Below are 13,291 nucleotides of genomic sequence, written 5' to 3' on the forward strand. Positions count from 1 at the left end.
CTTAAACAGTCTAGCCGGGGTTTCGACGTTTTAAAGGAGGGTTTTATTTAATGATTGAAATTGAAAAACCAAAAATTGAAACGGTTGAAATTAGTGATGATGCTACATTTGGGAAATTCGTAGTTGAACCTCTTGAGCGTGGATATGGTGCCACTCTTGGAAACTCCTTGCGTCGTATTCTATTATCCTCACTTCCAGGTGCTGCTATTACTTCGGTTCAGATTGACGGAGCATTACATGAATTTTCCACGGTCGATGGCGTGGTTGAGGATGTAACAACAATCATTTTGAATTTAAAGAAGCTTGCACTTAAAATCTATTCTGATGAACCAAAAACATTAGAACTGGATGTTCAAGGCAAGGCTAATGTAACTGCTGCAGATTTAACTTATGACAGTGATGTTGAAGTGATGAATCCAGAACTTCCAATTGCAACTGTTAATAGTAAAGGCAGCCTGTACATTAAGATGACTGCAGAACGTGGTCGTGGTTATCGTCCAGCTGAGGAGAATAAACACGATGAACAACCAATTGGCGTTATTCCAGTCGATTCAATCTTCACACCAGTTGAGCGTGTAACTTACCAAGTGGAAAACACACGTGTCGGCCAAGTTGTTGACTATGACAAATTAACTTTAGAAGTTACTACAGATGGAAGCATTCGTCCTGAAGAAGCAGTTTCTTTAGGTGCTAAGGTTATCTCTGAGCATCTCAATATTTTCATAGGTCTAACAGATGAAGCCCAAAATGTGGAGATAATGGTTGAAAAAGAAGAAGATCAAAAAGAAAAAGTAATGGAAATGACAATTGAAGAACTTGATCTATCCGTTAGATCATACAATTGCTTAAAGCGTGCTGGTATTAATACTGTTCAGGAGCTCTCAACTAAGTCTGAAGAGGATATGATGAAAGTACGTAATTTGGGTCGTAAATCTTTGGATGAGGTTAAGCATAAGTTATCTGATCTTGGATTAGGTTTACGAAATGACGACTGATCATAGCAGTCACCTTTAGATTTTTTAAGAAAGGGAGGGATAGTCCATGGCTAGAAAGTTAGGACGTACAACAGACAATCGTATGGCACTACTTCGTAACCTTGCATCTGATTTAATTATTCATGAACGCCTTGAAGTTACAGAAGCAAAAGCGAAAGAGCTCAGATCTGTAGTCGATAAAATGATTACATTAGGTAAACGCGGCGATCTTCATGCACGTCGTCAAGCAGCAGCTTTTCTTTATAACAAGGAAGCAGATGAAAACAATACAGTTATTCAAAAGCTTTTCGATGATGTTGCGAAACGTTATGAAGAAAGACAAGGCGGCTATACACGTGTACTTAAACTAGGTGAGCGCCAAGGTGATGGAGCGAAAATGGCAATCATTGAATTAGTTTAATCAAACAAAAACGGCAAGGGCAGGACTCAAATCTCTCTCGAGGTGAATCCAAGCCCTTTTTTTGTAATTGGAATTAGAAAATGAAAAGCGGAGGCAATCGGTAGAGGCTACAGGGTGGACTAAAATCGTAGAAGATAAAGGAAACACAGCGAACGAAGTGAGCTGATGTTGACTTTCACCACAAGGGTATAAGTGCGACTAAGCCTCATATCTTCGCCAATCGGCAAGTCTTCTTTATCGTACGGAGGTTTTGGGAAGCCTGCTAGCCTCTGGTTGCTGGAGCTAGCCAATACAAGCGGTTGGAAATTATTTAGAAGCGTACAGGAGGTAGTATGCCTGTACCTTCTAATATTTTTACAGGAAATACAGCAGAGATTAGCAGAGCGCTTCAAACTGATAAACAGCGGGGGACCTGGAGGATAATGCTATTTCAATATAGCTCTATACGTTATAATCTATACTAGGATACATAGAAATCAGTACCGCGGGTTTTGAAGCGGAGGAGGAAACGAGATGAGAAAGACTCTGATAGAATTCAAAAATGTATCATTTCGATACAGTGAAGAGCAGCCATGGGTGTTGAAAAACTTATCCTTTAAAATATATGAAAATGAGTTTGTGGCAATTATCGGCCATAATGGATCAGGTAAATCAACCATTGCTAAGCTTGTAAATGGATTACTTTTTCCACAAGAGGGAGAAATCTTAATCAATAATATTACCGTAAATGAAGAAACAATCTGGGATATACGTCGTGAAATCGGTATGGTGTTTCAAAATCCGGACAACCAATTTGTTGGTGCTACGGTTCAGGATGATGTTGCATTTGGTATGGAAAACCGAGGTATCCCTCGAGAAGAAATGATGAAACGGATTGATGAGACACTGCATGCTGTTTGGATGCAAGATTACCGTATGACAGAGCCCTATCGGTTATCGGGTGGTCAGAAACAGAGAGTTGCAATTGCAAGTGTGCTTGCGATTTCACCGCAGGTCTTAATTTTGGATGAGGCTACTGCCATGCTTGATCCAAAAGGAAGAAAGGAAATTATGCAAACTGTTTCTGAATTAAGTGAGCAGCGTGGTTTATCACTCATTTCTATTACGCATGATTTAGCGGAGGTTACCCAGGCAGAACGCGTAATTGTGATGAACAGCGGAGAAATTTGGGCCGAAGCAACACCGAGAGAGATATTTTCAAAACGAGATGAATTGAGAGAGATTGGCTTAGATGTACCATTTATTGCGGTTCTAGCCGAAGAATTAAAACGAGCAGGAATTGAGCTCCCACAAGAGCCATTAAATCACAAGGAAATGCTGGAGGAATTATGGACATTACATTCAAGAACGTAACTTATATATACCAAAAAAACTCACCATTTGAGCATAAAGCAATTGATAATCTCTCCTTCCATATTCCGTCAGGCTCGTTTGTTGCGATTATTGGTCATACAGGTTCAGGAAAATCTACTCTGATTCAACATCTTAATGGACTCTCTGTTCCGAGTGATGGAGAGGTTCGTATAGGTGAGTTTAAATTAACTAATGAAGAAAAGCTTAAAAATATGAAAGATTTAAGAAGCAAAGTTGGTGTTGTTTTTCAGTATCCAGAACATCAGCTGTTTGAAGAGACAGTCGCTAAGGATATTGCCTTTGGCCCAGAGAATTTCGGTGTGTCGCAGGAAGAGATTAAAAAAAGAACGAAAGAAGTCATTCGGGCGGTTAGATTGCCAGAGGATTTGCTCGAACGTTCACCATTTGATCTAAGCGGAGGACAAAAAAGAAGAGTTGCCATCGCAGGAGTGCTGGCAGTTCAGCCAGATGTCCTTGTATTGGATGAACCAACTGCTGGACTTGACCCAAGGGGACAGCAGGAAATTATGGATATGTTCGCTGATCTTCATAAAACTCGCGGATTAACAACCATTCTCGTTACACACAGTATGGAAGATGCATTGAAATACGCAGACCATATTTTAATTATGAATAAAGGGACTAAATTTATGGAAGGTTCACCCGAAGAGGTATTCAGCCAGAAAGAAGCACTTCATAGTGTACAACTTGATGTGCCAGAGGTCGTTCAGTTTTTAAACCGCTTTGAAGAGAAAATGGGTAAAAAGATTCCTTTTGAAAATCAGTCTATTGCAGAAATTGCACAATCAATCAAGCAATTCCTAAAAGGGGTTGAAGAAATATGAATAACTCCTTAATTATTGGACAATATGTGCCAGGGAATTCACTTATTCATCGGCTTGATCCACGCACGAAAATTACAATTATCTTTTTCTTTGTGTTTATTGTATTTTTCGCAAATAACGCAGTAAGCTATGGAGTTTTGATTCTATTTGCATTGGCGAGTATGTTTACGAGCAAGGTGCCTGTTCGTTTTATATTAAAAGGGCTGACACCAGTCTGGTTTTTAATTATCTTTACCTTCTTGCTGCACTTATTTGTTACAAAAGAAGGAACAGTTGTTTTTGAATTCTGGGTGTTTAAGTTTTACTCAGGAGGAATCCTGCAAGGTTTTGCAATCTCAATTCGATTTTTCCTTTTGATTCTTGTTACTTCTTTACTTACGTTAACGACTACACCTATAGAAATAACAGATGGTATTGAAGATATGCTGCATCCCTTAAAGAAAGTTAAGTTCCCAGTCCATGAGCTTGCATTAATGATGTCAATTTCTCTGCGTTTCATCCCAACATTAATGCAGGAAACAGATAAAATATCTAAAGCACAGGCATCACGTGGTGTTGACTTTCGGACAGGTCCTATTAAAGATCGTGTGAAAGCAGTTATTCCTTTGCTTGTCCCGCTATTTATCAGTGCCTTTAAACGGGCAGAAGAATTAGCGATGGCAATGGAGGCACGTGGCTACCAAGGTGGAGAAAACCGTTCGAAGCTTCGTGAACTAAAGATAACGAAGCTTGATTGGGGAGTATATATTCTCTTTATTGCTGTTATTGTACTGTTATTTGTTACGAGAAATTATGGGTAAGAGGGTCGTTTATGACAAGAGTGAAATGCATTTTAGAATATGATGGTTCAGGTTTCGCAGGGTTTCAGATCCAGCCGAAAGAACGGACGGTTGGTGGAGAAATTGAAAAGGCGATAAAGAAAATTCATAAAGGACAAGCTATTAGAATACAGAGTGCGGGACGAACGGATGCAGGGGTACATGCAGAGGGCCAAGTCGTTCACTTTGATACTCCGCTTTCCATTCCAGATGAAAGCTGGAAAAGAGCTTTAAATACACTCCTCCCTGATGATATTTATATAAAGGTATGTGAAAACGTCTCAGAAGGCTTCCATGCGCGTTTTAGCGCCTTGGCTAAGGAATACCATTATGATGTGCAAACAACACTTAAACCGGACGTATTTAAGCGTAAATACGCTTATCACTACCCATATGCTTTAGACTTGGAGAAAATAAACCAAGCATGCAGATATTTAGAAGGTAAGCATGACTTCACAACATTTTCTTCAGCGAAAGCAACAATCAAAGGCAGTCGTATCCGTACATTATATAAGTTAACCTGCAAAGAGCATGGGGATGGTATTCGTTTTTATTTCTATGGTGATGGATTTTTATACAACATGGTTCGTATAATTGTCAGTTTGCTATTGGATGTTGGCAGGGGAAAAAGAAATCCAGAAGATATACCAGAATTAATTGCAGCAAAGAATCGCAGTATGATAGGCAAGACCATTCCGCCAGAAGGACTCTATCTGCATAAGGTAATTTATAAATAACGCTGACTCTATTCTTTGGTAATCAATAGAATATGGCAGAGAAGGCAAGAAAAACTATATTATTTTATAAAATAATATAGTGGAACCCTTGACAAAACAGGGGCTTATGTTATATTATGATTTATGGCATTTTATTTCTAAACCATGATTAGCCCCGGAATCTAATTATGATTTAAGAAACTTAAATACAAATTTGAAACGGATTTTATATATATGGAGGGAAATCTAACATGCGCACAACTTTCATGGCAAATGAAGCGAATATCGAACGCAAATGGCTAGTTGTGGATGCAGAGGGCCAACGTCTTGGTCGTCTTGCAAGTGAAGTTGCTGCAATCCTTCGCGGAAAGCACAAACCAACTTACACACCACACGCAGACACAGGTGATTATGTAATCATCATTAACTCAGAAAAAATCGAATTAACAGGTAATAAAGAGAACGATAAAATGTACTACCGTCACTCTAACCACCCAGGTGGATTAAAGGAAAACAACGCAGCTGAAATGCGTGCTAAGCACCCTGAACGTATGATCGAGCTTGCTGTTAAAGGCATGCTTCCAAAGGGACCTTTAGGCCGTAAAATGGCTAAGAAATTACACGTAGTAAAAGGCGCAGAACATAACCATCAAGCACAAAAACCAGAAGTTTACGAGCTTCGTGGGTAATAAAAGGAGGTAAATACATTGGCACAAGTACAATACTACGGCACAGGTCGCCGTAAAAAATCAACTGCACGTGTACGTTTAGTACCAGGTTCAGGTAATGTTACAATCAATGGTCGTGACGCAAGAGACTATTTCCCATATGAAACACAACTTCTTATTCTTAACCAACCATTAGTTGCTACAGAAACAGAAGGAACATATGACGTTCTAGTTAATGTTCATGGTGGAGGATTCACTGGTCAAGCTGGTGCTATCCGTCATGGTATCGCTCGTGCGCTTCTAGGAGCAGATCCAGAATATCGTGCTTCTCTAAAACGCGAAGGCTACCTAACTCGTGATTCTAGAATGAAAGAGCGTAAGAAATACGGTCTTAAAGGCGCTCGTCGTGCACCACAGTTCTCAAAACGTTAATAAACCTTATAAACCAAGGGTTTACCCTCTTTGCTTTTATGAAGCAGAGAGGGTTTTTTTATGTTCAAATTTGGAATTGATTAACCTTGATCCAAAATGATTATTGTTGACAGTATTTTAAGTTGAAATCGATTTATACAGTGAAGTGCTTTATTTGTTTATAAATGATTTTTATATCGCATATGAAGGATTGAAAAGGGGTTTACTGATTTAAAATATTTTGACAATTGAAGGTGCCTTCAATATACTTAACATAAATATGGATAATAATGAAAGACCCAGAAAGGCGGGAATTCATGTGATATTAAGTTCATTGGCGACTGCTGAACAAGTTGCCTCACGAATGAGGTATGCTTCTGCTGCTGCCGAACTTGCAGTAAGCACAACTGTTAATAAAGACGAGAAAACCACTCTTTCTGTAAATCATAAAGCACAGGAAGTAAATGAGGGGGCTATTCAACTCGTGAAGTTGTTTAATGAATCCTTTCAACTCACGATCGAAAATATTCAATCTGTTGCGGAAGAGTTTAAAAGTACAGATGAAGCCATAGGTAATCAATTCGATGAAATGTTTCCTTTAATGGAAAACATGCGGAACTTTCAGACGTACCGTAAGGCGAAAAATGGGTGAGAATATGCCAAAGGAAAATGCAGAAGTGAGTAAATTAATGAACAGATTGCATGATTTGCAGCAAAAACAATTAAAGAACTCACAGAAAATGGATGAACTGGACTGTTCGGAACAAGACATTTTTGAGGTAGATAAGCGGGGCATACGTATGCTAGACAGGTTATATAATACTTGGAAAGCAGACAATGAACTGGGTCAGATGATACACGATAATCGTGTAGAAATTCAACATTATAATAGGAGAATCATCAACGAAATAGAACAAAAAAGGGAAAAGTTGATAGAGGAAAAAATACGGATGTATAATCAGGAAGAAGATTTATATACGTTAAAACGCACCATTCTTCAGGAGGAAAAAGAATGAGTTTAAATATGTATCTTGGTGAGACAGATGCCCAAACCAATAGCATGAATTCAATTTGCGTTGAGATTATTCAATCGATGGAACAAACAAAATCCGCTATTATGAGTTTTTCACAGACATTATTACTTCAAGGGAAAACATATCAATCAGCGAAAGCATATATGAATAAAATATACCTGCCCCTTGCCCAAGGTATTATTTATCTATGTGAGGAATTAATTCGTCAAAATGATCAATACCCTATTAGCTTTCGAAATCAAGTATCACGTGCAGATGTCATTGAACAGGAAATAATTGAGCAAATTCAGGAGATAAATCGTTTAATAGAAAGAATGCAAGAAACAACTAGTAATTTTCCGCTGTATGGTACTGCTATTTTCCTTTATAAACAAATGAAAATGAAACTTGAGGAAAAACTGGACCGATTATATCATTATAACTCCGCTACCAGCAATCATTATGACACTGCCATGAAATTGGCGCATAATGTTATGATTGGTTTGCAGCAAATACAAGATGGGCAAGGATTTAACAGTAAAAATGGAATGTTTAGCACGAAAGGTATAAACTTTGATTGGGTTTCCAATATCAATCAAATTCATTATACGAGAAAAGCAAGAGCAGAGTACGGAGACTATCTTGAAGATTATCCAGAAAATGTAGATAAAGTAGTTACCATTATTAAGTATGAAGAGTCTAATCCGATGCATGCAAGGGATACAAATAACTTTTTAGAGCCATTAGAAATAAGAGATACAATAGAAATTAAATATTTAATGTATGCAGCAGAAGAGCCTTATCGAGGTTTAGCATTGCGATATTTAGAAGATCTGGAAATTGAATCAATCAATGAGAGCGGGGTATACCGTTCCGGATCCAATACGATAAGCTTTAATATTGAAGATGACCGAACGAATGCCCGCGGCGCTTATTTCACCTTTTTTCACGAATTAGGTCATGCTATTGATTATAATTATGCACAAGAGAATGATTTGGGAACAACCTTCTCAGGCACGTTTACGAGTAATGGGAGAACAGTCGCAGCTCATATGTATAGTGATGTCGAACAACGGATTACGAAGCAGCTGGAACAAGAACTTGAGCAACCGGCATTTAAGGATTTAACGGAAAGACAAAAAATAGAAATGATTAATAATATTACTGATGTATTTATCTACGAAGGACCTGCGGATACCATACTATCTGATATGGAGGAAACACTGTATGAGTCAGTTCAAACACAAATTTCAAATGATTTAAGAGATGATGAGCATAATAATGCTTCTGACGTATACGGTGGAGTGACAGTAAATGAGATTGTTGGAAAATGGGGACATCATAATAATGGATATTGGATAGATGAGGAATCCGAAGAAAGGATTAACGACCCCGATAAGGAAGGCTTTGCTAGTTACTATGGGACAATTATGTTAGAGGAAAGTGACTTTAGAGACTCACAGCTAAACAGTATGAAAGAATTCTTGCCTGATGCTAGAGAGCATATGGAAGAGATGTTTAAGTCCATGAATGAGGGTGAAAACGAATGAGAAATCTATTAATTTATTCATTTATTTCTATAACTTGTTTATTTTTAGTTGCCTGTCAATCGATAGAGGATGAGGAAGATGAAGCAGATAGCTCAAAAAGTGGCAATAAACAAGTAAACTCAGAAGGTGAGGAAAATACAATGAATCAAGTGGATACTTTTGATTTTAAACATATACAGGATGCACCAGAAGCAACTGAAAAACACGCTATTGATAAAGTAGCAAAGGTGTTTTTTGATGAAAGCAGCAGCGATCAGCCCTATAAAGCAGTGGCAATTGACGTAGAGCATGATGAAGTATATCAAAACCCTATCATTAGTCGCAGGGGGCTTCGTGCACAAGATGGTGTGATAACTATAGAAAACAGCAATGACGTGCAAGATATTCTGAGAAAGTATGAAGTGCAGGATTGGGAATCCGATTATACTGCCGAGGATGCTGAATCGTATGAAGATGGTTACAGTTGGAGACTATGGCTGCAATTTGACGATGGTACAGTGGAAAGGTATTCAGGCAAGGGAGCAGAAAAGAAAAAGGTCATACCAGAAAACTTTGATGACTTTGCACAAGCGCTATATCAATTTTACAAAGATAAAGTAACAGAGGCTGCTGATTAAAATTTTAGACGTAGCTATGAAGAATTAGCCATCTTTTTTAATGCCATTGTTCGAATTGATTACACCCGGAGTGAACGAATGTTTTATGAAATTATTGTAGCTTTGGAATGAAGGGGGGGTTAATTATTGGACGATAACACAAATTTAAGTACAATCAGGGCATGAGTTTGAGTACATAGAATATACAGTTATTAAATCCCATTAATAGTCTATAAGATGATATTAATCATTTTAGACTTAAACTTCTACTCATGACATGTGTAAGCTTAAACAACGCTTTTTATAGAAGAACAGCATGACTTACGCAAATTGTTCTAAGCGAGACAGATGGCCTGGCCCTCTGTCTCGCTTATCTTATTATCTAATTGTTTTTAGTGCAGTAGACCAAGCGACGACTTCATTTAACATGGTTTGAATAGTTTTTTCATGAAAGGCTGCTGGTTTAAAAGTTCTCATTTCTTCAAAGTCGGTAAATAAACTAAGTGCTGGCTGTGTGCCTACTGTTGCAACTTTTGGTACAGTAAGAATTAATCTTAGATTGTTAGCTGCTGTAACGCCCAGGGTCGAACCATAGCTTACAATGCCCGCAGCTTTATTGTTCCACTCTACATATAGATAATCAATCGCATCCTTTAATCCAGAAGTTACTGCTTTGTTGTATTCAGGTGTAACAAAAACAAAGCCATCCAGTTCATTAACTTTCTTAGACCAAGCTTTTGCTTCAGATGCTTTATAATCCTGTGACATGATTGCAGGAATCGGTTCATTAAACTTTGGCAGATTGTAGTCTTTAATATCTACAAATTCAAATTCAGCGTCCGTTCGCTGATCTGCAATGGATTTTACCCATTCGGCTACCTGTATATTCACTCGTGAATCCCTTGTACTTCCAGTAATAATACCAATCTTAACCACTAATATTCCTCCTAGATATGTTTATATAACATCTTATTCTGTGTTACTCTATTATTAAGCTTATAAATCAATAGTAAGACATCATATATAGGATGAACACCGATAGTTTTGCAGTTCTGTTGGTTATCCAACACATTTGGACAATTGTTTAAAAAGTAATGTGGGCTTTCGTTCTTTAAAAGGAAAATCATATGTCTATCATGCCATCGTTTTTAAAATAGATATAAAAAACAACGTGGAATTTTAGAATCACGTTGTTTTTTCTTCATTATTTGTTACATCCAATATATCCAGCAGGAATACAAACACTGGAATCCCGATAATTAATCCCCAGACACCAAAGAAATGCTGAGAGAAAATCAAAACTATAAATGTATAAAATACAGGTAAGTCTGTTTTAGAAGACATCAATTTTGGATTTAGAATATACGCTTCAATTGCATGGATAATCATAATGGCAATGAGCAGGTAGAGAACGGTTAAGAAGCCTCCAATTGTATAGGCAATAAGCGACAGTGGAATAAGCGAAATAATTACCCCGGCAACAGGAATCAGTCCTAAGAAGAAAACCATAATCAATAATCCAAAAATCTGTGGAAAGCCAAGGATCATTAATACAATCATTGTCAAAAATGTATTAATTAAAGCAATCATAAATTGAGCTTCGATTACTTTACCAAACGTACGTGAAAACTTTCCGCCGAAGTACTCGATTTCCCGGTAGAAAGGGGCAATTTTACTTAGTTTGAACTTACCTGTAAATTCGAGTAAGCGAGGTTTCTCGAGCAGGAAAAACAAGCTAAGAATTAAGGAGATTAAGACCTGTACACTCATCGTGCTGATATCTGAAATAGATTTTAAAAGAAATGAAAAGCCATTTTCTATGTAGCCTGTAATTTGATTGCTTGAAATAATTGGCTCGATAAAGCTAAAAACTGGATTGTTATACGATTCAATAGAGAAATTTGAAATTTGCCTGATGACTTGGCTGATTTCCATCGTAATAATCGGCAAATATTTTACAGCACCAATTGTTAATAAGCTGACAATTAAGGAGTATAGCAATAATACGAGAATTGACCGATTGAATTTGATTCGTTTTACGGTAAATTCAACAAGCCCATTCATCAAAAATGAAAAGATAAATGTAAGAAGAATAATATTTATTAAACTTCTAACACTGAAAAGAATAAGAATGATTAACCCAAAAATAATGATGCGTTTTACTCCGGTTTTTCGGAAAAAGTCTACGATTGATTCCATATAAGTTAGTTCCTCTCTTGTGCAGTGTAAAATAGTATAGATAATTTTGCCTATATCATTTAGTATCCACTTTTATCAATGAAAATACAAGATAAAATATTGCAATTTTCCAGTTAAGTTATAAAAATAACAAAGTATAGCCATTGCTGGGTTTGGGAAAAGGAGAACCGCTGACGAAAGCTATCCTAACATAAAAGAGGCTGATGATAGTTGGATATGTTATATACCCATCTATTATCAGCCTATCGTTAAAATTGAAGGTAATAACCTAATTTTTCAGAGGCTCTTTCTCCCCTGATGACATCAATAATATCATCCCAATAATACAAGCTGTCCCAAGCCATTGGAAGCTTCCGAAAGGTTCTTGCAGCCAGAATACGGTTGTCAGTACAGCTGCAAGCGGCTCCAGGCTGCCCATCAGACTTGTTTCCTTCGGTGACAGGCTTTGCAGGCTGTCAATATAGAACCAGAAAGCAATCATTGTGCCAAAGATAATAACGAAAGCTAAGTATACATATCCTTCTAGCGGCAGACTTGCAAAGTCCATTTCCCAGGGCGGATGGACAAAACTGAGTGTGAAGCTGCCAATAATCATCGCCCAGCCAACGATGACAAGTGAGTCAAACTGTGCGAGCAGCTGGACTGCATATAAGGTGTAAAATGCCAGTGCTAAACCAGAAAGAAGTCCCCAGATTACTGCAGAAGCTGGAACGGACAGTTCTGATATTGAGCCATTTGTTAATAGCAGGAAACAGCCTCCTAAAGCAAGAAAGACGGTAATGTAGTCTTTTCCGCTTAGTATCGTCTGTTTCCGTAAAACTAAGTAAATAATAATCATCACAGGGGCTTGGTATTGTAAGAGTGTTGCTACGGCCGCATTGCCATGATCGATGGAGGCCATATAGGTGTATTGTACGGCAAGCATGCCGAATAATCCGAAGATGATGAGTTGAAGAGCGGTTCGTTTATCTCTCCAAACAGCAAATATTTGTTTGCGGTCCTTCGTAAAATACTGTACAGCCAAAAGCAATATTCCAGCAATAAGCAGGCGAATTGTCACGAGCCAATCGACCATGACTCCATAATCCTGAAAGAGCTTCTGTGCTACAGTGCCACCGATCCCCCAAAGTGTTGCTCCGGTAATTACGAGAAATAAACCTTTTGATCGATTTTGTTTGTTCATATTTGTAACTCCATATTCATTATTCAATTTAAAAATATATCCTTATTTCTTTTTCACAACGGCAATCGTGCATCTTGAAACACAGATCAGCTTGTCTGTTGCTTCATCTGTAATTTTAATTTCCCATACATGTGTTGTTCTGCCAATATGAAGTGGTGTGCCAATAGCTTTCACCATACCATCGCGCATGCTGCGAATATGATTTGCATTAATTTCTAGTCCGACTGCGGCTTCTTCTTCTTGATCAACCAGGTGCGCACTTCCCACACTTGCAACTGTTTCAGCTAAAACAACTGAGGCGCCACCATGAAGAAGGCCAAAAGGCTGTTTTGTTGGTCCATGCACAGGCATTGTAGCTACTACTCTATCCTTTGTTACTTCAACAACTTTAATTCCAATCGCATCCATAATTGTATCCATGGAATCCCCCCCAATATGTATCTATATCATCTATCTTAACCTGCAGATACTGATTAGTAAAATGGAGGTCTGCGCATGATTGTCCCAAATTAAAAAAATATCTAATATACGTTATACTGTAAGC

At 37.9% G+C, this 13,291-nt stretch carries 16 protein-coding genes; 12 read left to right on the forward strand and 4 right to left on the reverse strand.

What is annotated here, in order from left to right:
* Positions 1 to 50: 50 nt before the first annotated feature.
* The 12 genes from NST93_RS15005 to NST93_RS15060 all read left to right on the forward strand — a co-directional run bounded on the left by NST93_RS15005 (position 51) and on the right by NST93_RS15060 (position 9,386).
* Positions 51 to 995: a DNA-directed RNA polymerase subunit alpha gene (locus tag NST93_RS15005; RefSeq protein ID WP_405098396.1), complete on the forward strand. Its 945-nt coding sequence runs from the start codon at positions 51 to 53 to the stop codon at positions 993 to 995.
* Positions 996 to 1,041: 46 nt separating this feature from the next.
* Positions 1,042 to 1,395: a 50S ribosomal protein L17 gene (gene rplQ, locus NST93_RS15010; RefSeq protein ID WP_405098398.1), complete on the forward strand. Its 354-nt coding sequence runs from the start codon at positions 1,042 to 1,044 to the stop codon at positions 1,393 to 1,395.
* Between the two features lie 513 nt (positions 1,396 to 1,908).
* Positions 1,909 to 2,748: an energy-coupling factor ABC transporter ATP-binding protein gene (locus tag NST93_RS15015; protein ID WP_405098400.1), complete on the forward strand. Its 840-nt coding sequence runs from the start codon at positions 1,909 to 1,911 to the stop codon at positions 2,746 to 2,748.
* Positions 2,724 to 3,593 carry an energy-coupling factor ABC transporter ATP-binding protein gene (locus tag NST93_RS15020; RefSeq protein WP_405098402.1) on the forward strand — a complete coding sequence of 290 codons (870 nt, stop codon included), beginning with the start codon at positions 2,724 to 2,726 and terminating at the stop codon, positions 3,591 to 3,593. The genes NST93_RS15015 and NST93_RS15020 overlap by 25 nt, the downstream gene beginning before the upstream one ends.
* On the forward strand, positions 3,590 to 4,393 hold the full coding sequence (locus NST93_RS15025) for an energy-coupling factor transporter transmembrane component T family protein (protein WP_405098404.1): 804 nt from the start codon (positions 3,590 to 3,592) through the stop codon (positions 4,391 to 4,393). Before NST93_RS15020 ends, NST93_RS15025 begins: the two co-directional genes overlap by 4 nt.
* Before the next feature lie 11 nt (positions 4,394 to 4,404).
* A complete protein-coding gene (gene truA / locus NST93_RS15030; RefSeq protein WP_405098406.1) occupies positions 4,405 to 5,148 on the forward strand; it encodes a tRNA pseudouridine(38-40) synthase TruA in 744 nt (247 codons plus the stop codon).
* Positions 5,149 to 5,378: 230 nt separating this feature from the next.
* Positions 5,379 to 5,816: a 50S ribosomal protein L13 gene (rplM, locus tag NST93_RS15035; RefSeq protein WP_405098408.1), complete on the forward strand. Its 438-nt coding sequence runs from the start codon at positions 5,379 to 5,381 to the stop codon at positions 5,814 to 5,816.
* A gap of 18 nt (positions 5,817 to 5,834) precedes the next feature.
* Complete coding sequence (gene rpsI / locus NST93_RS15040) at positions 5,835 to 6,227, forward strand: 30S ribosomal protein S9 (RefSeq protein WP_405098410.1); 393 nt, start codon at positions 5,835 to 5,837, stop codon at positions 6,225 to 6,227.
* 298 nt (positions 6,228 to 6,525) lie between these two features.
* On the forward strand, positions 6,526 to 6,858 hold the full coding sequence (locus NST93_RS15045) for a TIGR04197 family type VII secretion effector (protein ID WP_405098412.1): 333 nt from the start codon (positions 6,526 to 6,528) through the stop codon (positions 6,856 to 6,858).
* The gene (locus NST93_RS15050) at positions 6,851 to 7,222 is read left to right on the forward strand and encodes a DUF3958 family protein (RefSeq protein WP_405098414.1); all 372 of its coding nucleotides are present in this window, start codon (positions 6,851 to 6,853) and stop codon (positions 7,220 to 7,222) included. The genes NST93_RS15045 and NST93_RS15050 overlap by 8 nt, the downstream gene beginning before the upstream one ends.
* Positions 7,219 to 8,769, forward strand: coding sequence for a T7SS effector LXG polymorphic toxin (locus NST93_RS15055; RefSeq protein ID WP_405098416.1), 1,551 nt, complete (start codon positions 7,219 to 7,221; stop codon positions 8,767 to 8,769). The genes NST93_RS15050 and NST93_RS15055 overlap by 4 nt, the downstream gene beginning before the upstream one ends.
* Positions 8,766 to 9,386, forward strand: a complete 621-nt coding sequence (locus NST93_RS15060) for a hypothetical protein (RefSeq protein ID WP_405098418.1) — start codon at positions 8,766 to 8,768, stop codon at positions 9,384 to 9,386. Before NST93_RS15055 ends, NST93_RS15060 begins: the two co-directional genes overlap by 4 nt.
* 357 nt (positions 9,387 to 9,743) lie before the next feature.
* Here the strand turns inward: NST93_RS15060 and NST93_RS15065 are convergent, their stop codons facing one another.
* The 4 genes from NST93_RS15065 to NST93_RS15080 all read right to left on the reverse strand — a co-directional run bounded on the left by NST93_RS15065 (position 9,744) and on the right by NST93_RS15080 (position 13,167).
* Entirely contained in the window at positions 9,744 to 10,301 is a 558-nt protein-coding gene (locus NST93_RS15065; protein WP_405098420.1) for an NADPH-dependent FMN reductase, read from the reverse strand.
* Positions 10,302 to 10,550: 249 nt separating this feature from the next.
* Entirely contained in the window at positions 10,551 to 11,564 is a 1,014-nt protein-coding gene (locus NST93_RS15070; protein WP_405098422.1) for an AI-2E family transporter, read from the reverse strand.
* Between the two features lie 268 nt (positions 11,565 to 11,832).
* Positions 11,833 to 12,747 (reverse strand): DMT family transporter, encoded by a 915-nt coding sequence (locus tag NST93_RS15075; protein WP_405098424.1) that lies wholly within the window; start codon positions 12,745 to 12,747, stop codon positions 11,833 to 11,835.
* A 42-nt stretch (positions 12,748 to 12,789) separates the two neighbouring features.
* The gene (locus tag NST93_RS15080) at positions 12,790 to 13,167 is read right to left on the reverse strand and encodes a hotdog fold thioesterase (protein WP_405098426.1); all 378 of its coding nucleotides are present in this window, start codon (positions 13,165 to 13,167) and stop codon (positions 12,790 to 12,792) included.
* Positions 13,168 to 13,291 lie beyond the last annotated feature (124 nt).

The sequence above is a fragment of the Oceanobacillus sp. FSL H7-0719 genome, from assembly GCF_045040795.1.
Taxonomy (GTDB): Bacteria; Bacillota; Bacilli; order Bacillales; family Amphibacillaceae; genus Oceanobacillus.